The organism is Flavobacterium sp. HBTb2-11-1, from assembly GCF_009826975.1.
Classification (GTDB): domain Bacteria; phylum Bacteroidota; class Bacteroidia; order Flavobacteriales; family Flavobacteriaceae; genus Flavobacterium.
Genome location: NZ_WUMO01000001.1, coordinates 790,909 through 812,175, shown reverse-complemented (window position 1 = coordinate 812,175; position 21,267 = coordinate 790,909). Strand labels below are relative to the sequence as shown.

At 34.1% G+C, this 21,267-nt stretch carries 18 protein-coding genes and 2 tRNA genes; 11 read left to right on the top strand and 9 right to left on the bottom strand.

Features of this window, described 5'->3' with window-relative positions; all coding sequences use genetic code 11:
• The first annotated feature begins 5 nt into the window (after window positions 1–5).
• Complete coding sequence (locus tag GR162_RS03555; protein WP_008467260.1) at window positions 6–221, top strand: hypothetical protein; 216 nt, start codon at window positions 6–8, stop codon at window positions 219–221.
• Window positions 222–359: 138 nt separating this feature from the next.
• Here GR162_RS03555 and GR162_RS03550 read toward each other — a convergent pair whose 3' ends face one another.
• From GR162_RS03550 to mutS, 4 genes are all read right to left on the bottom strand, one after another.
• Window positions 360–743, bottom strand: a complete 384-nt coding sequence (locus GR162_RS03550; RefSeq protein ID WP_066032745.1) for a DUF1508 domain-containing protein — start codon at window positions 741–743, stop codon at window positions 360–362.
• Between the two features lie 189 nt (window positions 744–932).
• A tRNA-Leu gene (locus tag GR162_RS03545) sits at window positions 933–1,018 on the bottom strand.
• Between the two features lie 15 nt (window positions 1,019–1,033).
• Window positions 1,034–1,106: transfer RNA gene (locus tag GR162_RS03540), tRNA-Gly, on the bottom strand.
• Window positions 1,107–1,268: 162 nt separating this feature from the next.
• Window positions 1,269–3,875 carry a DNA mismatch repair protein MutS gene (gene mutS / locus GR162_RS03535; protein WP_160781007.1) on the bottom strand — a complete coding sequence of 869 codons (2,607 nt, stop codon included), beginning with the start codon at window positions 3,873–3,875 and terminating at the stop codon, window positions 1,269–1,271.
• A gap of 156 nt (window positions 3,876–4,031) precedes the next feature.
• Here mutS and GR162_RS03530 point away from each other — a divergent pair, with 156 nt between their 5' ends.
• From GR162_RS03530 to GR162_RS03515, 4 genes are all read left to right on the top strand, one after another.
• Window positions 4,032–4,463, top strand: coding sequence for a DUF1573 domain-containing protein (locus GR162_RS03530; protein ID WP_008467274.1), 432 nt, complete (start codon window positions 4,032–4,034; stop codon window positions 4,461–4,463).
• 75 nt (window positions 4,464–4,538) lie between these two features.
• Window positions 4,539–5,075: an RNA methyltransferase gene (locus tag GR162_RS03525; RefSeq protein ID WP_160781006.1), complete on the top strand. Its 537-nt coding sequence runs from the start codon at window positions 4,539–4,541 to the stop codon at window positions 5,073–5,075.
• Between the two features lie 42 nt (window positions 5,076–5,117).
• Window positions 5,118–7,301 (top strand): T9SS type B sorting domain-containing protein, encoded by a 2,184-nt coding sequence (locus GR162_RS03520; RefSeq protein ID WP_160781005.1) that lies wholly within the window; start codon window positions 5,118–5,120, stop codon window positions 7,299–7,301.
• Window positions 7,302–7,303: 2 nt separating this feature from the next.
• Window positions 7,304–7,654, top strand: a complete 351-nt coding sequence (locus tag GR162_RS03515) for an MmcQ/YjbR family DNA-binding protein (protein WP_008467279.1) — start codon at window positions 7,304–7,306, stop codon at window positions 7,652–7,654.
• Between the two features lie 2 nt (window positions 7,655–7,656).
• On the opposite strand, the gene folK is transcribed toward GR162_RS03515, so the two are convergent.
• Window positions 7,657–8,793 carry a 2-amino-4-hydroxy-6-hydroxymethyldihydropteridine diphosphokinase gene (gene folK, locus GR162_RS03510; protein ID WP_160781004.1) on the bottom strand — a complete coding sequence of 379 codons (1,137 nt, stop codon included), beginning with the start codon at window positions 8,791–8,793 and terminating at the stop codon, window positions 7,657–7,659.
• 138 nt (window positions 8,794–8,931) lie between these two features.
• On the opposite strand from folK, the gene sppA reads away from it, so the two are divergent.
• The 3 genes from sppA (at window position 8,932) to GR162_RS03495 (ending at window position 14,431) form a co-directional block, all read left to right on the top strand.
• Window positions 8,932–10,689 (top strand): signal peptide peptidase SppA, encoded by a 1,758-nt coding sequence (gene sppA / locus GR162_RS03505; protein WP_160781003.1) that lies wholly within the window; start codon window positions 8,932–8,934, stop codon window positions 10,687–10,689.
• 12 nt (window positions 10,690–10,701) lie between these two features.
• On the top strand, window positions 10,702–11,649 hold the full coding sequence (locus GR162_RS03500; protein ID WP_160781002.1) for a S9 family peptidase: 948 nt from the start codon (window positions 10,702–10,704) through the stop codon (window positions 11,647–11,649).
• Window positions 11,650–11,824: 175 nt separating this feature from the next.
• Window positions 11,825–14,431 (top strand): AsmA-like C-terminal region-containing protein, encoded by a 2,607-nt coding sequence (locus GR162_RS03495; RefSeq protein WP_160781001.1) that lies wholly within the window; start codon window positions 11,825–11,827, stop codon window positions 14,429–14,431.
• A gap of 137 nt (window positions 14,432–14,568) precedes the next feature.
• Here the strand turns inward: GR162_RS03495 and GR162_RS03490 are convergent, their stop codons facing one another.
• Both GR162_RS03490 and GR162_RS03485 read right to left on the bottom strand, forming a co-directional pair.
• The gene (locus GR162_RS03490; RefSeq protein ID WP_160781000.1) at window positions 14,569–15,651 is read right to left on the bottom strand and encodes a glycosyltransferase family 9 protein; all 1,083 of its coding nucleotides are present in this window, start codon (window positions 15,649–15,651) and stop codon (window positions 14,569–14,571) included.
• Between the two features lie 248 nt (window positions 15,652–15,899).
• A complete protein-coding gene (locus GR162_RS03485) occupies window positions 15,900–16,694 on the bottom strand; it encodes a DUF2797 domain-containing protein (RefSeq protein ID WP_160780999.1) in 795 nt (264 codons plus the stop codon).
• A 239-nt stretch (window positions 16,695–16,933) separates the two neighbouring features.
• Between GR162_RS03485 and GR162_RS03480 the strand changes: the two genes are divergently transcribed.
• Genes GR162_RS03480 through GR162_RS03470 form a run of 3 tightly spaced genes read left to right on the top strand, consistent with a single transcriptional unit; the run spans window position 16,934 to window position 19,114 of the window.
• Complete coding sequence (locus tag GR162_RS03480) at window positions 16,934–18,445, top strand: GH3 auxin-responsive promoter family protein (protein ID WP_160780998.1); 1,512 nt, start codon at window positions 16,934–16,936, stop codon at window positions 18,443–18,445.
• Between the two features lie 13 nt (window positions 18,446–18,458).
• The gene (locus GR162_RS03475) at window positions 18,459–18,701 is read left to right on the top strand and encodes a redox-active disulfide protein 2 (protein ID WP_160780997.1); all 243 of its coding nucleotides are present in this window, start codon (window positions 18,459–18,461) and stop codon (window positions 18,699–18,701) included.
• An 11-nt stretch (window positions 18,702–18,712) separates the two neighbouring features.
• Window positions 18,713–19,114: a hypothetical protein gene (locus tag GR162_RS03470; RefSeq protein ID WP_160780996.1), complete on the top strand. Its 402-nt coding sequence runs from the start codon at window positions 18,713–18,715 to the stop codon at window positions 19,112–19,114.
• A 298-nt stretch (window positions 19,115–19,412) separates the two neighbouring features.
• On the opposite strand, the gene serB is transcribed toward GR162_RS03470, so the two are convergent.
• Both serB and GR162_RS03460 read right to left on the bottom strand, forming a co-directional pair.
• Entirely contained in the window at window positions 19,413–20,642 is a 1,230-nt protein-coding gene (gene serB, locus GR162_RS03465) for a phosphoserine phosphatase SerB (RefSeq protein ID WP_035691791.1), read from the bottom strand.
• A gap of 156 nt (window positions 20,643–20,798) precedes the next feature.
• Window positions 20,799–21,236, bottom strand: coding sequence for a VOC family protein (locus GR162_RS03460; RefSeq protein ID WP_160780995.1), 438 nt, complete (start codon window positions 21,234–21,236; stop codon window positions 20,799–20,801).
• Between the last annotated feature and the right edge of the window lie 31 nt (window positions 21,237–21,267).

Genomic DNA, 21,267 nt, shown 5'->3' with positions numbered 1-21,267 from the left:
GTAAGATGAAAAAAGTATTTTTAAGTTTAGCTGTTGTTGCTGTATTAACTGTTGTATCTTGTAAAAAAGCTGACGCTGCTGCTGAAGCTCCTGCTGTAGATTCTACTGCTGTTGCTGTTGATTCAGCTGCTGCTGTTGTTGATTCTGCTGCTGCAACTGTTGATTCTGCTGCTGCTAAAGTTGATTCTGCTGCTGCTAAAGTAGAAGAAGTAAAAAAATAATTAGAACCTAAGTTCTAACGATTTTAAAACCATCTTTTTAGATGGTTTTTTTTTTGTGATTAATACTTCTATTAATCCAACAATAAAAAAAAGCGTCTGTATTTACAAACGCTTTTTTTTATTACCCATATCTTTTTTTTACTCCGCAGCTTCTTCCATTTCCTCTTCAAGCTCTTCATCACCAAAAATCGATTCACTCGAAGAAAAATCCAAAATCTCCGACTTGGAAGAGTATGTTACAATTTCTTTTATCCCTTTTTGCAAAAGCAATTCCGTACTGTATTTTCGACTTGTAGCAAAGTGAACATCACCAAGCATCAATTTAAAAAAATACTTCCCTCCAGAACCTTTAAATTTTAAAAATTTCGCAAGATCAATATTCGCTTTAAACCTCTCAATATCCTCTTCACATTCAAACCTCAATTCATAGCTTAAACTTGTAAAAATCACCTTCCCTTTTCGAGAAGTAAACGTAAACTTATATTCATCATTAAATCGCTTGCTAATTACAAAAGCCCCCATTTATAAATTTTAGATTTTAAAGATTATTGATTTTAGATTTTTTCCTGAGATTCTGAGATTCTGAGATTCTGAGATTCTGAGATTCTGAGATTCTGAGATTCTGAGATTCCCTAAAATAAATTTACTGCGCAAATTTATTTTCTGCAAGTCTGCAAATAAAAAAAGCCTCTTCAAAAGAAGAGGCTTTAGTACTCAGAGCGGGACTTGAACCCGCACGAACATTGCTGTTCACTGGATTTTAAGTCCAGCGTGTCTACCAATTTCACCATCCGAGCATTGTATGGTTTTAGAGCGAAAAACGGGGCTCGAACCCGCGACCTCGACCTTGGCAAGGTCGCGCTCTACCAACTGAGCTATTTTCGCATTTTCAAATTTTACTAAGAACCGCAACACTTGATTTGTTTCGTATTGCGAGTGCAAATTTAGGACATTTATTCAATTACACAAGCGTTTTTTCAAAAAAAAATCGACTTATTTTATAACATTCTGATAACCTAAAGTTTAAAATTGAAAAATTTTTGAATTTTATTTTTTAACCAGCATTCTTTTGATCTCATTCAGTTTCATCAATGCTTCTACTGGTGTAATGGCATTAATATCGAGATTCAAAATCTCTTCTTTTATCTCTTCTAGCAAAGGATCATCAAGATTAAAAAAACTCATCTGCATTTCTTCATTTGCCGATTTTATTCCGTTCAAAGCATCACTAGAATGATTCTTTTCTAATTTCTTTAAAAGTTTCTGAGCTTTCGAAATAACCAGCTGAGGCATTCCAGCCATTTTTGCCACGTGAATTCCAAAACTATGCGCACTTCCTCCTTTCACCAGCTTTCTAACAAAAAGAACAGTGTCTTTTAATTCTTTTACAGCGACATTAAAATTCTGAATTCTCGGCATCGATTCTGTCATTTCGTTCAGCTCATGGTAATGCGTCGCAAAAAGTGTTTTTGCCCTTCCTGGATGTTCGTGCAAGAATTCTGCAATTGCCCAAGCAATTGAGATTCCATCATAAGTACTGGTTCCTCTTCCTATCTCATCCAGCAACACCAAACTTCTATCTGATAGGTTATTCAAAATAGAAGCCGTTTCATTCATTTCGACCATAAAAGTAGATTCTCCCATCGAAATATTATCTGAAGCTCCTACTCTGGTGAAAATCTTATCTACAATTCCCATTCTAACGCTATCAGCAGGAACAAAACTTCCCATCTGAGCCAAAAGCACAATTAATGCCGTTTGTCTTAAAATAGCCGACTTACCCGACATGTTAGGCCCGGTAATCATGATGATCTGCTGCGTTTCTCTATCTAAGAAAACATCATTTGCAATATATGGCGTACCGACAGGCAATTGTTTTTCGATTACAGGATGCCTTCCGTTTTTGATATCCAACTCAAATGTATCATCAATTTCAGGCTGCACATATTGATTTTCGACAGCCATTTGCGTAAACGAACACAAACAATCCAGCTGCGCAACCAAATATGCGTTCATTTGAACAGGTTTGATGTAAGTGGAAATCCAAGCCACTAATTGCTCAAAAAGCTCACTTTCTATTTTATAGATCTTTTCTTCTGCTCCTAAAATTTTGGTTTCGTATTCTTTTAATTCTTCAGTAATATAACGCTCTGCATTTACCAAAGTCTGTTTACGAATCCATTCTTCTGGAACTTTATCTTTATGGGTATTTCTAACTTCAATATAATATCCGAAAACATTATTAAAAGAGATTTTCAACGAAGAAATTCCTGTTCTTTCCGATTCTCTTTTTTCAATTCCTTCTAAAAATTCTTTTCCAGAAGTTGAAATAGAACGCAATTCATCCAATTCTTCATTTATTCCTGCGGCTATCGCATTTCCTTTTGAAATGGCGACTGGCGCATCTTGATTTAAAGTGGTTTTGATTTTTTCGCGAAGCAAATCACAAGCATGCAAACTGTCTCCAATCACTTTTACCGCTTCCTGCGGACTTTCAAGCGCAAGAGTTTTAATTGGAATAATGGCGTCTAAAGATTCTTTTAAATACACTATTTCACGAGGCGAAACTTTTCCTGCAGCAATTTTAGAAATCAAACGTTCTAAATCTGAAATCTGTTTAATCTGATATTGAATATTATGTAGAATTTCAGGATTTGACTTTAGATAAGCCACAACTTCATGACGGCTTTTTACTTTGTTTGCATCTTTTAAAGGCAAAGCCAGCCATCTTTTTAGCAAACGTCCTCCCATTGGAGAAAGCGTTTTATCGACAACATCTAAAAGCGTCACTGCATTTGGATTATAGCTGTGATATAGTTCTAAGTTTCTAATTGTAAAACGATCCATCCAAACATAAGCATCTTCTGCAATACGCTGAATTGCCGTGATATGCTGCACGCGATTATGCTGTGTCTCTGACAGATAATACAGAATCGCCCCAGAAGCAATAATTCCTTCTTTTAATTCTTCAACACCAAATCCTTTTAGAGAATTCGTTTGAAAATGTTTGGTCAATGTTTCTAAAGCATAATCTTCTTTATAAATCCAGTCTTCGAGATAGAAACTGTGAAAATCTTCTCCAAAAGCGGTTTTGAAATCATTTTTATTATTCTTTGGAACTAAAACCTCGCTTGGATTGAAGTTCTGCAATAACTTATCAATATATTCTGCATTTCCTTGAGCCGTTAAAAACTCTCCTGTAGAAACATCTAAAAATGAAATTCCGATATTTTTATTAGCAAAATAAACAGACGCTAAGAAGTTGTTTGATTTTGACTGCAAAACTTCATCATTTAAAGAAACTCCCGGAGTAACCAACTCCGTCACACCTCTTTTTACGATTGTTTTGGTCATTTTCGGATCTTCCAGCTGATCGCAGATCGCCACACGAAGTCCGGCTTTTACCAGTTTTGGCAAATAAGTATTTACAGAATGATGCGGAAACCCAGCCAGCGCTGTTTCGGTATCAGACCCTGCTCCTCTTTTAGTTAATGTTATCCCTAAAATCTTAGAAGCTCTAATGGCGTCTTCTCCAAAGGTTTCATAAAAATCTCCTACTCTGAAAAGCAGACATGCATCAGGATATTTAGCCTTGATTTCGTTGTACTGTTTCATTAAAGGTGTTTCCTTCACCACTTTCTCTTTAGCTGCCAAATTATTATATTTTAAATGAAAATTAAGACAGCGAATTTATGATTTTTTGAAAGAATATCGAAAGCTTCAAAAATTAAAATATTTTAAGATTTTTTTAGTTACTGATTTAAGAATTTTATATAGCTTTGTTTATCATTTAAAAAAAGACCCTTAAAGATGAAAAAAATAATTTTATTCGCTATGTTGGCTGTTGCTGGTATCACGGCTACAAATGCACAAACAACAAAAAAAGCTAAAGCAGCTAAAGTTGCTAAAGTTGAAGGAGCAGGAATGCTTTTCGAAACTGAAACTATTGACTACGGAACTATCGCGCACAATGCTGATGGAAAACGTGAGTTTGTTTTTGTTAACAACGGAACTAAACCATTAATCATTACAAACACTCAAGGATCTTGCGGATGTACTGTTCCAACTACTCCAAAAGAGCCAATCGCTCCAGGAGCTAAAGGTGTTATTGGTGTAAAATATGCGACTGACAGAGTTGGTGCTTTTACAAAAACTGTAACTGTTACTTCTAATGCTGAAGGACAACCAACAAAAATCCTTACTATTAAAGGTACTGTTTTACCAGATCCAGTAAAAAGCTAATCTGAAAAACATTTAAAATAATGAAAAAGCTTCCTTATCTTTGGAAGCTTTTTTTATGACTACAATTCAAAAACAATGAGAAAACTCGAAAACAGCGAACTTGACCGTAAATCAATTGAAGATTTTAAAAAATCGGAGAAAACTCCTTTAATCTTGGTTTTAGATGATATTCGAAGTCTGCATAATATTGGTTCTGTATTTAGAACAGCTGATGCGTTTTTGATTGAAAAGATAATTCTATGCGGTATTACTGCCACTCCTCCAAACAAAGAAATTCATAAAACAGCTCTTGGCGCAACTGAAACTGTTGCATGGGAACATCACGAGAATGTTTTGGAAGTAATTGAAAATTTGAAGAAAGAAAATGTTTTAACAATGGCTATCGAGCAAGTTGAAAGCTCGGTATTTCTTCAGGATTTCAAAATTGAAAAAAATCAGAAATATGCTTTAGTTTTTGGAAATGAAGTTTATGGCGTATCTCAGGAGGCCGTTGCCATCTGTGATGGGTGCATTGAAATTCCTCAACTGGGAACAAAGCATTCTCTTAATATTTCTGTAAGTGCCGGAATTGTTGTCTGGGATTTATTTCAAAAAATAAACTGGTCTGAATAAAAATTTATTTTTTTATTCTCAATTTATTGATATTTTTAGCGAATGAAGAATATCAAATTAACAGCATTTGCCGTTTTACTTTCCGTTTTAAGTTTTAATTTTTCTAATGCAAATGAAAAATCAAAAACTTTTAACAAAAAGAATATATACTTTTCAAAACCTATCGTAAATTCAAAAATAAAAAAACAAAAGAAAAGCAATTTTGCCATTGACCCTCCAAAACTAATTGCGCAAGGAGATCAATTTTACTGCCCACAAACATCTATAAAGATTGTAACCGACTTTACAATTAATCATGATATAGCCGAAAATGGGACACAAGTACTTTATATTCAGATTTCGTCTGGATATTCAAATGGCTTTGACCGATTAGAACTAACAAATCCGACCTTGCATCCTAATATTGTAACCAGTTGGGACGCTACTTCCGGAAAGCTAAGGTTGTCGGGAACAACTACTGCTGACATTCCTTATGATGATTTTGTTTCAGCAGTAAAGGATGTTGTATTTACTAACTCTTCCGCAACAGCTAATGGAACAAGAACATTTTCGATTACTATTGGACAAGCTAATTATTTGCCATCTACTGGACATTACTATCTCTTTATCCCAAATGTGGGTGTAACTTGGACAAGTGCACGAGATTTAGCCACATCAAGCACCTATTATGGTCTTCAAGGATACTTAGCCACCATTTTATCTGCGGATGAAGCAAAACTAATCGGTGAGCAAGCTTCTGGAACTGGATGGATTGGAGGAAGCGATGCTGAAACTGAAGGTATCTGGAAATGGGTTACCGGCCCTGAATCTGGAACTGTTTTTTGGAATGGCAACGCAAATGGTTCGACTCCTAATTTTGCTTTTTGGAACACAGGCGAACCTAACCAACAAGGTGATGAAGATTATGCCCATATCACTCAGCCTGGTGTTGGAATAAGAGGCTCTTGGAATGATTTATCAAATACAGGAGATGCCACGGGTAATTATCAGCCAAAAGGTTATGTGGTGGAATATGGCGGAATGCCAGGAGAAGCTCCGTTAGAAATTGCCACAAGCACTAAAATTACCATCCCTACAGCAACTCCAGCTATTGATCCAACTCCAGTTTGTGATTCGGGAAGCTTTACCTTCAATGCAACAGCAACTGCTGGAACGACAATTAGATGGTTTGATGCCGCTGTTGGAGGAAATTTATTAGCTACTGGCCCAACATACACTACACCACCAATAAACGCAACTACGACTTATTATGTTGATGCTGGTTGCGAATCTAACCGTAAATCAGTAAAAGCAACTGTATATCCCACCTCTACAGCTCCAATAGCTGAAAAAAATACTTATACAAATTGCGGTCCAGGAACTCTAACAATTAAAGCAACTTCAAATATTGGAACTATAAACTGGTATACTTCGGCAACTGGTGGAACAAGCGTTTTGCAAGGAACAACTTTTACAACTCCAACAATTTCATCCAATACAACTTATTATGCTGAGTCTTCAAATAATGGATGCACAAATCCAACTAGAACCCCTATAGACATTGTAATCTATACGCCTCCAACTGTTACAGATGAGACTTTGACTCTTTGTCAATTTCAATCCATAACATTAGATGCGGGAATTCCTGGAATGAGTTATTTATGGTCAAATGCTAATGAAACTACTCAACAAATTACGGTTACCAAAGAAGGAACCTATACTGTTGTTGTTACAAGTCCTGAAAACTGTTCGAGCACAAAAACAATTGTAGTAGAAGAACACAAGATTCCGCAAATTGCACGTGTTGATGTTGAAGGAACAAGAGCTATTATTTATCCTGTAAAAGAAGAAGATTATTTTGAATATTCTGTTGATGGTGTCAATTATCAAAACTCTACTGTTTTTTACGATGTTCCTGGCGGATTGCAAACTGCTTATGCACGAGAAAAAAATGGATGCGGAGGAACTATCAAACAATTTGTAGTACTTGCTTTTCCTGCATTTTTTACGCCAAACAATGATTCATATAACGATGTTTGGGAGGTTACCGGAATGGAAAATTATCCTCAAGCTGTCGTTACAATTTTTGATCGCTACGGAAAACTAATAGCTCAATTAAGCCGTTTCAAAATGAGTTGGGATGGCACTCTAAACCAAGTTCCGCTTCCCGCATCTGATTATTGGTACGCTTTAAAAGTAGACGATTCAATGCCGGTTTTAAGAGGACATTTTACATTAAAAAGATAATTATGAATATAGAAACCATTCGAGAAATCTGTCAAAAACTAACTGGCACAACTGAAGATATTAAATGGGAACACGACCTAGTATTCTCTGTGGGCTCAAAAATGTATTGTGTTGTTGGGCTTGACCAAAATCCCACTTCTGCTTCATTTAAAGTTTTGGACGAAGAATTTGAGGAAATGAGCAATAGACCTGGATTTAAACCTGCGCCTTATGTTGCCAAATACAAATGGGTTTTAATTGATGATATCACTCGAATGAAAAAATCAGAATGGGAAAAATACATTCAACAATCTTATCGTCTTGTTCAGGAAAAATTATCTGCAAAACTTAGAAAACAGCTCGGAATAATATAAATTTAAGAAGCCGTTTTATTCTTAATTTCATTTAAAATATAAAGATAATCTTCGTGATTTTTTACAAAATCACGGTCAGAAACATCGATGATTAAAACATTCAAATCGGTTTGAGATTTTATGTATTCCAAGTAACCGTTATTGATTTTTTCTAAATATGCCGCTTCAATATTCTGTTCATAAACGCGTCCGCGTTTTTTGATATTTTGAAGAAGACGATCCGTATTTTGATATAAATAAATATACAAATCTGGTTTTGGCATTTCTCTGTAAATAATATCGAATAAATTTCTGTACAAACGATATTCGTCTTCAGCAAGCGTTATTTTTGCGAAAATCAGCGATTTAAAAATATGATAATCGGCAACAATAAAATCTTTAAACAAATCAAATTGCGCCAAATCATCGGCTAACTGCTGATAGCGATCGGCTAAAAAAGACATTTCTAAAGGAAACGCATATCGGCTTTGATCTTTGTAAAACTTTGGAAGAAACGGATTATCAGCAAATCTTTCTAAAACTGTTTTCCCATTAAAATCCTCTGCAATTTTATGCACCAAAGTAGTTTTTCCTGCTCCAATATTGCCTTCAAAAGCAACATAATTAAATTGGTTTAACGGAATTTCCCCAATCGGACTTTTCAAATCCTGAACAACTGTACATACACTGTCGTCTGTAGTAATGGCAATCAATTCTGAAACTGTTTTCTGCAAAATAGGATGTTTCCAATTTAACTTTAAATCTTGCATTGGCAGTAAAACAAAATTTCTATTCTGCATTAATGGATGCGGAACCTGAAGTTTTTCTGTATCAATTATTTCAGCATCAAAAGCAATTAAATCAACATCAATAATTCTAGACTGATACCCTTCTTGATTCAAGCGGATTCTTCCCAGTTCCTTTTCGACTTTTAAAATTTGATTGAGTATTTTTTGTGCAGATGAATAGGTATGCAAAAGAAGTGCGCAATTATAAAAAGCATCACTCTCAAAACCCCATGCAGGAGTCTCGTAAAGTTTTGAAACCTGAATGACAGTTCCCACATTTTGGTGTATTAAATCAATACATTTCTGAATGTTTTCTAGTCTGCTGCCTTGGTTGCTGCCTATCGATAAAACGACTTGATGCTGTAATTTCATAATTAATGCAAATTAACTAAAACTATTTTAGAATTAACCAATATATTTGTGAAACGACGTCTCAAATCAAATCATAAATTTAGATGTCTAATTTGTAACAATTTGCCCTTTTTCGCTACTTATTAAAAAAATATACATATGAAGTTTTTAGGAAATGTAATTGCCACAGTAATTGGTATTTTTGTTTTTATTATGCTCTTCTTTTTCGGAGTAATCTTTATCGGAGCCATTTTTGGCGGAGACGATACGGTTTCTGTTAAATCTGATTCGGTTATCGAATTGAACTTAAAAGAAATCAAAAACGATTACGCAGGAAAATACAAAGATCCGTGGGTAACTGTTTTTTCAGACAAAAAAGGCATTGGTCTGACCGATGTTATTGATGCTATCGAAGCGGCAAAAACAGATGATAACATCAAAGGAATTTCGATTTTAAATGACGAATCTTCTCTTGGTCTTGCACAATATAAAGATTTACGAAATGCTCTTGAAAGCTTTAAAAAATCTGGAAAATTTGTCTGGGCTTATGCCAATACTTATTCTCAAAAAGAATATTATTTAACTTCTGTTTCTAATACGATTTATATAAATCCAGCAGGAGATTTAGATTTTAAAGGTCTTTCTTCTGAAGTTATGTTTTTCAAAGATTTTCAGGATAAATCAGGCATCCACATGGAAGTGATTCGCCACGGAAAATATAAAAGTGCCGTTGAGCCTTTCTTAGAAAATAAAATGAGTGATGCCAATAGAGAACAAATCACTGCACTTTTGAACTCTATTTGGGCTACCGTTTCGGCTGATATTTCAAAAAGCAGAAATATTCCGTTGCCTAAACTAAACGAAATTGCAAATGGTCTTCTGGCAAGAACTCCAGAAATGGCCAAACAACAGCATTTGGTTGATATTGTTGCCTATGAAGACGTTTACCATGATGCGATTAGAAAAGCCTTAAAGGTAGACAAAGACGAAGATTACAATAAAATCTCGATCACAGATTATACTCAAAATCACGTAACAACAGCTTTAGCTAATACTGCAACAGATCAGATCGCTATTATTTACGCTCAAGGCGAAATTGGAAGCGGCGAAGGAGATGTAAATACGATTGGAGAAGGTTCGATGAGACGTTCTCTACAGGAAGCAAGAAAAAATGACGATGTAAAAGCGATTGTTCTTAGAATTGACAGCCCAGGCGGAAGCGCTCTAACATCTGATTTAATTTGGAGAGAAATAGAAATCACGAAAAAAGTAAAACCAGTTGTGGTTTCTATGGGGAATTATGCTGCATCTGGCGGTTATTACATCGCTTGTAATGCCAATAAAATCTTTGCTGAAAACAACACTATCACAGGATCTATTGGAGTTTTCGGGATGCTTCCAAACTTTAGCCCATTGGCTAACAAATTAGGAATCAATTCTGAGCAAGTTAAAACGCATGAAAATGCTGCAAACTATAGTCCATTTTTACCTGTCGATGAAAAATTCAAAGCGTTTACTTTAGAAGGAGTAGAAAAAATTTATAACACATTTGTAAGCCATGTTGCTGAAGGCCGCAAAATGTCTTTTGCACAAGTTGATTCTATTGCTCAAGGTAGAGTTTGGTCTGGAACTGAAGCTTTAAAAATTGGTTTGGTTGATAAAATCGGCGGCTTGAATGATGCGATTGCTGAAGCTGCAAAAATCGCTAAAGTGAAAAAATACAGCACTCAGAATTATCCTGAATATGAAAAAACCTTAAACGATCTGTTGGGTAATCTCCCTTTTGCAAAATCGAAAGAAGCGTTTATAAAAGAAGAAATTGGAGAAGAAAATTATCTTCTTATTGAACAGGTGAAAAAATTCCAAAAACAAAAAGGAATACAAGCCATATTGCCTTACGGAATCAATATTTATTAATTGGATTAAAAGATGAATAAAGTAATTCTTTTTCTAACGGTTTTGTTTTGGAGTTTCTTAAATGCCCAAACCAAAAAAGAAATCACGTTTAAGGAAACGCCAGCAATCTTAAAAATAAATAATGACCAGATTTTTGGTACGCTGACAACGCCAGATTTGACCAAAAAGTTCCCAGTTGCTTTAATCATTGCGGGCTCTGGCCCAACAGACAGAAACGGAAATAATCCGATGATGAAAAACAATTCGTTGAAAATGCTGGCAGAAGCGTTGGCCAAAAACGGAATTGCATCATTGCGTTACGATAAAAGAGCTATTGGGGAAAGTAAAGCAGCAGGCGGATCTGAAAGCAGTCTAGTTTTTGAAAACTACATCCAAGATGCCAAAAGCTGGATTAATTATTTAAAACAAGATAAACGTTTTTCTAAAATAATTATAATTGGACACAGCGAAGGTTCTTTAATTGGAATGGTTGCCAGTGCAAAAGCCGATAAGTTTATTTCGATTGCAGGAGCAGGCGAACCAGCAGATCAAATTCTAAAAACACAGATTGGAGCAAAGTCAATGAAACAGTTAAATGACATGACTTTTCCGATTATCGATAGCTTAAAAAACGGATTTGAGGTAAAAAAAGTAGATCCAATGCTGAATTCGCTTTTCAGACCAAGCGTTCAGCCTTATCTAATTTCTTGGTTCAAATACAATCCGCAGACCGAAATCCAAAAGCTTACTATTCCTGTTTTAATCGTACAAGGAAACAATGATATTCAGATTGCGGTAAAAGATGCCGAGAATTTAAAGCAAGCCAACAAAAATGCAGATTTGCAAATTATTGACAAGATGAACCATATTATGAAAATTGTTGATGGCAATCAGGAAGATAATATGGCTAGTTATAATAATGAAACGCTTCCAATTTCTGAAGCCTTAGTTGAGAAGATTGTCTCTTTTATTGAGAAATGATAAAATAAATACCCTAAAAAATCCGTTTTGATAATAGTTCTCAACGGATTTTTTTATTTCACAAATTTTAATAAAATTCCTACACAATTAAGAAAACTTTATCTTCAAACTCTAGTAAAAAAAACTATTTTTGCAGGAGTCGATTTTAAAAATGTAAACCCTCAAATCTATTTATATGCTAAAAAAAGTTCTAAAAATAAGTGCCATAGTCCTTGTGGTATTTGTTGCTGCATTATTTGCCATTCCGTTTTTGTTTAAAGACCAGATTAAGGCTAAAATTGTCGAAGCCATCAACGAAAGTGTTGATGCTAAAGTAAGTTTTACAGATGCTGATTTAAGTTTGTTTAAGAATTTTCCAAACGCAACAGTTGGAATCGAGAAATTAGTCATCATCAACAAAGCTCCTTTTGAAGGCGACACTTTGGTTTCATTAGGAGAATTGAATTTAAAAATGAGCATTAAAGAACTTTTCAAAGGAAAAGATGAACCTTTAAGCATTCAGGGAATTAGTTCTACAAACGGATTAGTAAATATTATCTTCAATAAAGATGGTATCGGAAACTTTGATATTGCTCTAAAAGACAAAAAAGAAGAAAATGCCAAAGACGAAGCAAGCAAACCTCTTGCCTTGAAAATTCAAAACTATAAAATTGAGAATTTTACTTTTAGATACATCGATCAAGGTTCTAAAATTAAAATGGTAATTGACAGTTTAAACCACGAAGGAACTGGAGATTTTACCAATTCAAAATTAGATCTGGCTACAAAATCTACTGCAAAAGTTTCATTGGACATGGATAAAATAAATTACATGAAAAATGTGAAACTAACTTTAGACGCTGTCCTTGGAATCGATTTAGAGAAAAGCAAATATACTTTCAAAGAAAATAAAGCTTTAATCAATCAATTGCCTTTAGAATTCGATGGATTCATTCAAATGGCAGAGAAAGCTCAGATTTACGACTTAAAGTTTAAAACTCCTACTTCATCTTTTACCAATTTCTTAGGCTTAATTCCTTCGGCTTACGCTGCTGGTTTAGATGGCGTAAAAACAACTGGAGATTTTACCGTAAATGGTTTTGCAAAAGGAGAACTTACAGATACAACTGTACCTAAATTTAATATTGAAATCGCATCAAACAATGCTTCTTTCCAATATCCAAACCTTCCAAAATCGGTTCAAAATATTGTAATTGATACGAAAATCATTAACGAAACTGGAATTTTAAATGATACTTATGTGAACCTAGACAAGCTATCATTTAGAATTGACCAAGATGTTTTTAACGCTAAAGCGAATATCAAAAACATTACTGTAAATCCTATTATCGATGCGGCTTTAAAAGGAACAATCAACTTAGCTAATCTTTCAAAAGCATATCCAATTAAAATGGATAAACCTTTGGCAGGTATTTTAAAAGCAGATGTTACTACCAATTTTGATATGGCTTCTGTAGAAAAGAGCCAGTACCAAAATATCAAAAATGCTGGTACAATGAGTTTGTCAGGATTTAAATATACTGATGAAAACAACAAATCAATGAACATCAGCACAGCGTTGGTTGAATTCAATCCGAGCAAAATTAACTTAAAGCAGTTTGATGCTACGACTGGAAAAAGCGATATCAGCATTAACGGAGTTTTAGAGAATTTCTATGGTTTTATGTTTAAAAAACAAGAACTGAAAGGAAACTTCAATATGAGCTCAAACCAATTAGCTGTTGATGATTTCATGACTGCTAGCGAACCTGCAAAAGAGGAAACCAAAACTCCTGCAAAACCAGCTGATGCAATGAAGATTCCTGCTTTCTTAAACTGTACGTTAAATGCAAAAGCAACAACAGTTTTATATGATAATTTGAAATTAAAGGATGTTTCTGGAAGATTGCTTATTAAGGATGAAAAAGCAACGCTTGAAAACTTTAAAACAAACATTTTCGGAGGGTCTATCGGTCTTAACGGAGCGGTTTCTACAAAAGAAAAAGTGCCGACTTTTGATATGAATTTAGGTTTCAATCAAGTTGATATTGCGCAGACTTTTACGCAGTTGGATATGATGAAAAAAATTGCGCCAATTGCTGGAATCATCAACGGAAAATTAAATTCGACTATTAAACTGAATGGTAATTTGGATGCAAAAGAATTGACTCCAGATTTAAAATCGATTTCAGGAGATTTATTAGGCCAACTGTTATCTACTACTGTAAATGCTAAAAACTCAACAGTTTTAAATTCGCTTACTTCGAATGTGAAGTTTCTTGACCTAAACAAATTGAATCTGAATGATTTAAAAATGGCATTGACTTTTGATAACGGAAAAGTAAATATTAAACCGTTTGACATTAAATATCAAGACATTAAAGTAACCGTTGGCGGAACTCATGGCTTTGATCAAACCATGAATTACAATCTAAAATTTGATGTTCCTGCCAAATATTTAGGAACGGAAGCCAACAACTTAATTGCGAAAATGTCTCCTGCAGATGCTGCAAAACTAGATAACATTCCGATTAATGCTTCTTTGACAGGGAATTTTTCAAATCCTAAAGTCAGTACAGATATGAAAGCTGCTGTGAGCAATCTGACTACACAATTGGTAAATCAGCAAAAAGAAAAACTGACTCAGAAAGGAACTTCAGCACTTACCGATTTAATCAATAAAAACACAAAAGCAAAAGATACTACCCAAGCTGCTAAAACTGAAAAAGAGCAGAAAACTCAGGAAGTAACCAAAAAAGCAAGTGATTTATTGAATGGATTGTTTAAGAAGAAGAATCCGTGATAAAAAGCTACTAAGTTGCTAAGATACTAAGTTTCTGATTTTCTCGAAGCTAAAAAAAACTTAGCAGCTCAGCGCCTTAGAAACTTAGCATCTTAAAAACAAAAAAAACCTGTTCTTTCAAACAGGTTTTTTTTGTTTTATATTGCTTTTGATAAACTATTTAATCGTCCGTTATTCAAAATTGAGTTTATTGTTTTTATGTACTGTTTTTTCGTGTACAGATTAACATCGATTCCGATACTGCAATTATCATAGGGTTCATATTTTTTCAGATTTGATACTGAAAACAGCCCGATAGTTGGTGTATGTACCGCACTCGATAAATGCATAATTCCACTATCGGCACCAATAAATAGTTCAGTATTTGCAATAACAGATCCTATCTCGCGAATGTCTTTACTGTAAAATGATGGTGCTTTAAACCCGATTTGCGATACGTTTTCGACCGGCAGAATCTCAATGATATTATAATCTTTATATTCTGCAGTAAGCTGAGAATAAAATTTTTCCCACCACTCTTCTGAAAGACACTTTGCTCCCGTTGCATAAGTAAAAATGCAAATCGTTTTTTTATCGTTGTCTGTAATTTCTTTTAGTTTTTTTCTGCCTTCTGTAATTTCAGAAGCGGATAATTTGAGGTCTATAGGTGCAATTATTTTATTGCTGTTCGTTGGCAATCTAAGTTTCGACAAAAAATTTCGGAAATTATAGACCGGATATTTTGCAATGTGTTCAAAATCATTTTTTTGCCCTACAGACTCATCGATTGAATCTCCGAAAAACTTGTATTTTGCATTTGAAAATTGAACCGCCAATCGGCCCGAAGAAGAGTTCTGATCTACATTGATAGCTAAATCGTAGTGTGCTTTTTTTAATGAAATCCAAACCTTTGAATATTCCACTAAACTTTTAAATGGCTTTTTAGGCAGATGAATTATTTTGTCAACGCTATCATATTTTTCAAAAATAATGGGAGCTAATGTACCTTTTACAAATAAATCAATTTTGCAATTTGGAAACATTTCAGACACTTCCTGAACAAGTGGCGTGATTAATAAAAGGTTTCCTAACCTTCCGTTTGGTCTGCAAATAAGAACTTTCTTGATTTCGCTCTTGTCGACCAAAATAAAATCGTCCTGTATATTTGCTTTCCCAACATTCTTTGTCAGGTTCCGCATTATGTTTCTTCTATGTACATTAATTTTGCTTAAAACACTCATTTATGGAATAATTTAGGGGGATTACAAATCTCAATTAAAATTTAAAATAGTGGCAAACTCAAATCTACCTCCTTTTATTTTTTAAAAATAAATTCTTCCAATAAGCATTTGTTACAAAATTGTAACGAAATGTATCAACATTTACATCTTTTTGTTTTTGGAATTGAGTTAAAATTACAATAAATTATAATATATTTAACACTTTAATAGACGCTTGCATAAAAATTATAGACAAACACCTAATAAACCTAGACATCTATTGTGACAACATAACCTTCAGAACCTCGGATATTAAACACTGTTCCGTTCTCAAATAATAAATACTGGCCTTTAATTCCGGTTAGTTTTCCACTGAAAGAAGGAGTTTTGTCTAAGTTTAAACTATTCACTTTTCCAGGATAACTTAAAACTGGGTATTGAAGTTCATAAACATCATTTTTTTGGGCATAAAAATAATCTTTGACTTCTGCCGGAATCAAACTTTCGATTTTGGCTTTTTCTGCAATCAGGTCAAAAGTCTCAACAGAATTCTGCAGCATTTTTCTCCAATTCGTCTTATCTGTATAATGATCTTTTAATGCCACCTCTGTTATTCCAGCCAAATATCGGTTTGGAACCTCGACTACTGCAATTGCTTGCGAAGCACCTTGATCGATCCAACGGGTTGGAACCTGAGATTTACGGGTTACACCTACTTTTATCTCACAAGCCGAAGCCAAATAAACAATGTGAGGCTGTAACTGCGCTTTTGATTCATACTCTAAATCTCTATCTGCAATTCCTAAATGTGCTGTACTCAATTCTGGCCTCATAATCCAATCTCCCACTGCTGGGCTCGAATAAAAGCATTCGTAACAAAAGCCTTGTCTGTATATTTTTTTCTTCTTACCGCAATTCAAACATTGGCAGCCTACAAAATTGATTTCAATTTCTTTATCCAATAATTGATTCACATTTAAGAAACTATCCTCGAACACCAAATAATATTGAATTGGACTTCCAAGTTCAGTTTGCATTTTTGTCAGTACGCCTTGATATTGCATTCGTATTTTATTTATAATTGCTGATTTAGATTTATCAAAGATTTAAAATTTTTTGTGTTAAAATTCGTTTATATAGTTAGAATCTTTACTTCAAATAGAATTGTTTTTTACAAAAAAATATTATTTTTGATATGAAGACAAAGTTACTATTTGTCTCCCGATATTCAAATTTTAAGTTTTTTGTTTTACAAAGTTTGTGAGATTTAAAGACTAAAATTAGTTAACTTAAAAACAGATTCATGCCTTTATCTATTATCAATTCGTTTGCATCTTGGGTCCTAAAACAAAGGATTCATCAAATAGAACTTTTTTTAAAATACCCTAATGAAGTTCAGGAAGAATTATTGCATAACTTATTGACGGCATCTGAGAATACAGTTATTGGAAAAAAATATGAATTTTCGAGCATTAATTCTTATCAGACATTTGCAGAAAGAGTTCCTATTGCAACTTATGAAGAATTACAGCCGCTTATTGAACGCACACGCTTAGGCGAACAAAACGTTTTTTGGGAAAGCCCAATTAAATGGTTTGCCAAATCGAGCGGAACGACAAATGCAAAAAGTAAATTTATTCCGGTAAGTAATGAAGCTCTGGAAGATTGCCATTATAAAGGCAGTAAAGATCTTCTATGTCTTTATTTGAATAACAATGAAGATTCTGAATTATTTTTGGGAAAAAGCCTTCGCCTAGGAGGAAGCTCTCAGATTTACGAAAACAACAATACTTTTTTTGGCGATTTATCGGCAATTTTGATTGAGAATATGCCAATTTGGGCAGAATTCAGCAGTACGCCAAGCAGTAAAACTTCGCTGATGAGCGAATGGGAAACCAAAATCGCCGCCATTATTAATGAAACCAAAAATGAAAATGTAACCAGTTTTGCAGGAGTTCCGTCTTGGATGTTGGTTTTAATGAATAAAGTTTTAGAAAATACCGGAAGGCAAAACTTACTGGAGCTTTGGCCAAATTTGGAAGTGTATTTTCACGGAGGAGTAAGCTTTTCTCCTTATAGAGAACAATACAAAAAATTATTGCCAAGCAAAGATTTTAGATATTACGAAATATACAATGCTTCTGAAGGCTTTTTTGCGATTCAGGATTTGAATAATTCGAGCGATTTATTACTAATGCTGGATTATGGCATTTTCTACGAATTTATTCCGATGGATACTTTTGGAACTCCAAACCAAAAAGTGGTTCGTTTAGCAGATGTTGAATTAAATAAAAATTACGCCATTGTTATTACTACAAATTCTGGTTTATGGAGATATCTAATTGGCGATACAGTTCGTTTTACTTCTTTAAATCCGTACAGAATTAGAGTGACGGGAAGAACGAAACATCACATTAATGTTTTTGGAGAAGAATTAATGGTCGAAAATACCGATCAAGCTATTGCAAAAGCTTGCCAAGTGACTCAAACTGAAGTTATAGATTATACAGTTGCTCCTATTTTTATGCAGGACAAAGAAAAAGGCGCACATGAATGGATGATTGAATTCAAGAAAAATCCTGCCGATGTAGGCCTGTTCCAAAAAGTACTGGACGAAACTTTGCAAACGCTGAATTCTGATTACGAAGCGAAACGCTACAATAATATGACTTTAAATCCTTTGGTTGTGAATGTTGCCCGTGAAAATTTATTTTATGACTGGTTAAAAGAAAGAGACAAATTAGGCGGTCAGCATAAGATTCCGAGACTTTCGAATCAGAGAGATTATTTGGAACAATTGAAAGAAATGTGCTAAAAAAACTTATAAAATGAAAGAAACAAAATTCAGCAAAATGACCACTGAAGAACTGATTAAAAATCAGAAGACATTAAAAACCGTAAATACCGTTTTTTGCGTTGTGCTTCTTATGCTGTTCATTCTTAATATATTTATCATTTTTATGAAAGGTTTTAGCGCCATGAGTATTGTTCCGATTGCTTTATTACCTATTCTTTTCTTGAATCTCAAGAATTTAAAGGAAATTAAAAAGGAGTTGGAATCTAGAAAATAAAAAAACTCTTTATGACCAAAAAACTATTGCTCTTTTTCTTTTTTGTCTTTTTAACACAAAAATCCAATTCGCAAGAGGCTAAACCATTAAGTGCCATACAGAAAAATATTTATGATTTTGAAACAATTCAAGTAAAACCCGAATTCATTGGTGGCAAAGATAAATTTGTTGCATATATTTTGGAAAACTTCAAAAAGACAAAAACGGGAAAAAATTTCAAAGGATCTATTTCTTTAAATTTTGTTGTTGAAATGGATGGCTCGATAAATGATGTTGTTTTTAATAGCAATATTGCAAACAAAGCAAAACAAGATTTTAAAAATGTGATGCTTAAATCTCCTAAATGGCTTTGTGGAGAACATGAAGGATATCACGTTAGAACTAAAGTTGATTTTACTTTTGACATAATTTAAAAACGTTAATTCCACTAAACGCGCATGAGGGATAGAAGTGGAAATCCTTTTTATTTTTTCTTTAAAAATAAAAAGATTGAAACGGATAGCCCGACCCGGAGGGGCATGCCCATAAAAAACAAACCTCAGCCTTTATTGCAAAGACTGAGGTTTGTTTTTTATTTTGATTATGGAATTCTGAATGCTATCTCTTCTTTGCCGAATAACATAGATGCATTTACTTTGTCAGGCTGAGCGGAGTCGAAGCCTTTTTCGACATGAAAGCCTTTCGACTTCGCTCAGGGCGACAGATTGCAAATTACATCATATCAATATATCTATCGTGATATCCTAATAAGTATAAAACACCATCAAGACCTAAACTTGAGATGGATGTTGAGGCGCTTTCTTTTACTTTTGGTTTCGCATGGAAAGCGATTCCAAGACCTGCTAAGTTTAGCATTGGCAAGTCGTTGGCTCCATCTCCAACTGCGATTGTCTGATTGATGTGAATTCCTTCTTTTTCTGCAATTGCTTTTAGATATTCGGCTTTTTTCTGGCCATCTACGATGTCTCCTAAATATTTTCCCGTCAGTTTCCCATCTTTTATTTCTAATTGATTGGCGTGAACGTAGTCTATTCCTAATTCTTTTTGAAGATATTCTCCGAAATAGGTAAATCCTCCTGAAAGAATTGCAGTTTTATAGCCATAATATTTTAAAGCTTTCATCAAACGGTGTGCTCCTTGTGTTATTGGCAGATTAACAGCAACATTTTGCAAAACTTCTTCGCTCAAACCTTCTAGAAGTGCCATACGCTTTTTGAAACTTTCGTTGAAATCAATTTCACCGTTCATAGCCGATTCTGTAATAGCACGAACTTGATCTCCTACTCCATTCAATTCCGCAAGTTCGTCGATTACTTCGGTTTGAATTAAAGTTGAATCCATATCGAAGCAAACCAAACGGCGGTTTCTTCTGTAAATATTGTCTTCTTGGAAAGAAATATCAACGTTTAGCGTTCTGGAAATTTCCATAAAACTCGCTGTCATGATGATCTTGTTTACAATTTCACCCGTTACAGACAATTGAATACAAGAACGCGGATATTCTTCTTTTTCTACAACAGAAGTTCTTCCTGTTAATCGAATAATCGAATCGATATTTAAATTTTGGTCTGACAATATCTGAGTCACTGCAGACAATTGTGATGCCGCCAGTTTTTCTCCCAAAATATTGATGATATAACGTTGTTTTGATTGTGATTTTACCCACGTTTCATAATCTTCAATAGAAATCGGAATAAATTTTACTTTGATTTCCAATTCGTATGCTTTAAACAAAAGATCTTTTAAAACGGGTGCAGATGATGATCCTGCAGCAATTTCGAACAAAATACCTAAAGAAAGCGTATCGTGAATATCAGCTTGCCCGATATCTAAAATATTAGCATCGTATGCTGCCAATACAGCTGTTAATCCTGCTGTAACTCCAATTTTATCGTGTCCAGAAACTTTTAGTAAGATTATTTCTTTGTCTTCTGCTGCCATTTTATCTTCTTGATTTTAAAGCGACAAAAATCGGCAATCTCTTGTTGATAAAAAAGAATATTCTTTGTTTTTTTGAAACGAAAAAGCACATTTTCATGTGCTTTTTAGAGTAATTTAACAATTATGTTCTACTATTAAAATAACATAACTTTTATATTATTTCATTCCTTCATTTTTATCAAAACTCACCATCCAGTTGATGCCGAATTTATCTTTAAACATTCCGAAGTAAGATCCCCAGAAAGTGTCATTCATAGGCATCTCTACTTTTCCTCCTGCCGAAAGTCCGTTGAAGATTTTATCTGCTTCTTCTCTGCTTTCTGCGTGAATAGAAACAGAAAAGTTGTCGCCAAAACCGACATCTCCGTATCTTGGATGCGTGTCACTTCCCATTAAAGTAGTATTCCCAATTGGAAGCGATACGTGCATGATTCGATTTAAAGCTTCTTCAGAAAGTACTTCTCCTTCTTCTGCTGGAGCATCTTTAAATTTTCCGATATATGGAAAATCTCCACCAAAAACTGATTTATAAAACAGAAATGCTTCTTCGCAAGTTCCGTTAAACATTAAATATGGATTTACTGCTGTTGCCATGATATTTCTCTTTAATTGTTAATTATAAATT

Coding starts and splice junctions, on each gene's coding strand:
- sppA (WP_160781003.1), top strand. CDS start 8,932: ATGAAGTTTTTAGGAAATGTAATTGCCACAGTAATTGGTATTTTTGTT.
- GR162_RS03490 (WP_160781000.1), bottom strand. CDS start 15,651: ATGAGTGTTTTAAGCAAAATTAATGTACATAGAAGAAACATAATGCGG.
- GR162_RS03475 (WP_160780997.1), top strand. CDS start 18,459: ATGAAAGAAACAAAATTCAGCAAAATGACCACTGAAGAACTGATTAAA.
- GR162_RS03480 (WP_160780998.1), top strand. CDS start 16,934: ATGCCTTTATCTATTATCAATTCGTTTGCATCTTGGGTCCTAAAACAA.
- folK (WP_160781004.1), bottom strand. CDS start 8,793: ATGAAATTACAGCATCAAGTCGTTTTATCGATAGGCAGCAACCAAGGC.
- GR162_RS03530 (WP_008467274.1), top strand. CDS start 4,032: ATGAAAAAAATAATTTTATTCGCTATGTTGGCTGTTGCTGGTATCACG.
- GR162_RS03515 (WP_008467279.1), top strand. CDS start 7,304: ATGAATATAGAAACCATTCGAGAAATCTGTCAAAAACTAACTGGCACA.
- GR162_RS03520 (WP_160781005.1), top strand. CDS start 5,118: ATGAAGAATATCAAATTAACAGCATTTGCCGTTTTACTTTCCGTTTTA.
- GR162_RS03550 (WP_066032745.1), bottom strand. CDS start 743: ATGGGGGCTTTTGTAATTAGCAAGCGATTTAATGATGAATATAAGTTT.
- GR162_RS03555 (WP_008467260.1), top strand. CDS start 6: ATGAAAAAAGTATTTTTAAGTTTAGCTGTTGTTGCTGTATTAACTGTT.
- GR162_RS03500 (WP_160781002.1), top strand. CDS start 10,702: ATGAATAAAGTAATTCTTTTTCTAACGGTTTTGTTTTGGAGTTTCTTA.
- GR162_RS03470 (WP_160780996.1), top strand. CDS start 18,713: ATGACCAAAAAACTATTGCTCTTTTTCTTTTTTGTCTTTTTAACACAA.
- GR162_RS03460 (WP_160780995.1), bottom strand. CDS start 21,236: ATGGCAACAGCAGTAAATCCATATTTAATGTTTAACGGAACTTGCGAA.
- GR162_RS03495 (WP_160781001.1), top strand. CDS start 11,825: ATGCTAAAAAAAGTTCTAAAAATAAGTGCCATAGTCCTTGTGGTATTT.
- serB (WP_035691791.1), bottom strand. CDS start 20,642: ATGGCAGCAGAAGACAAAGAAATAATCTTACTAAAAGTTTCTGGACAC.
- GR162_RS03485 (WP_160780999.1), bottom strand. CDS start 16,694: ATGCAATATCAAGGCGTACTGACAAAAATGCAAACTGAACTTGGAAGT.
- GR162_RS03525 (WP_160781006.1), top strand. CDS start 4,539: ATGAGAAAACTCGAAAACAGCGAACTTGACCGTAAATCAATTGAAGAT.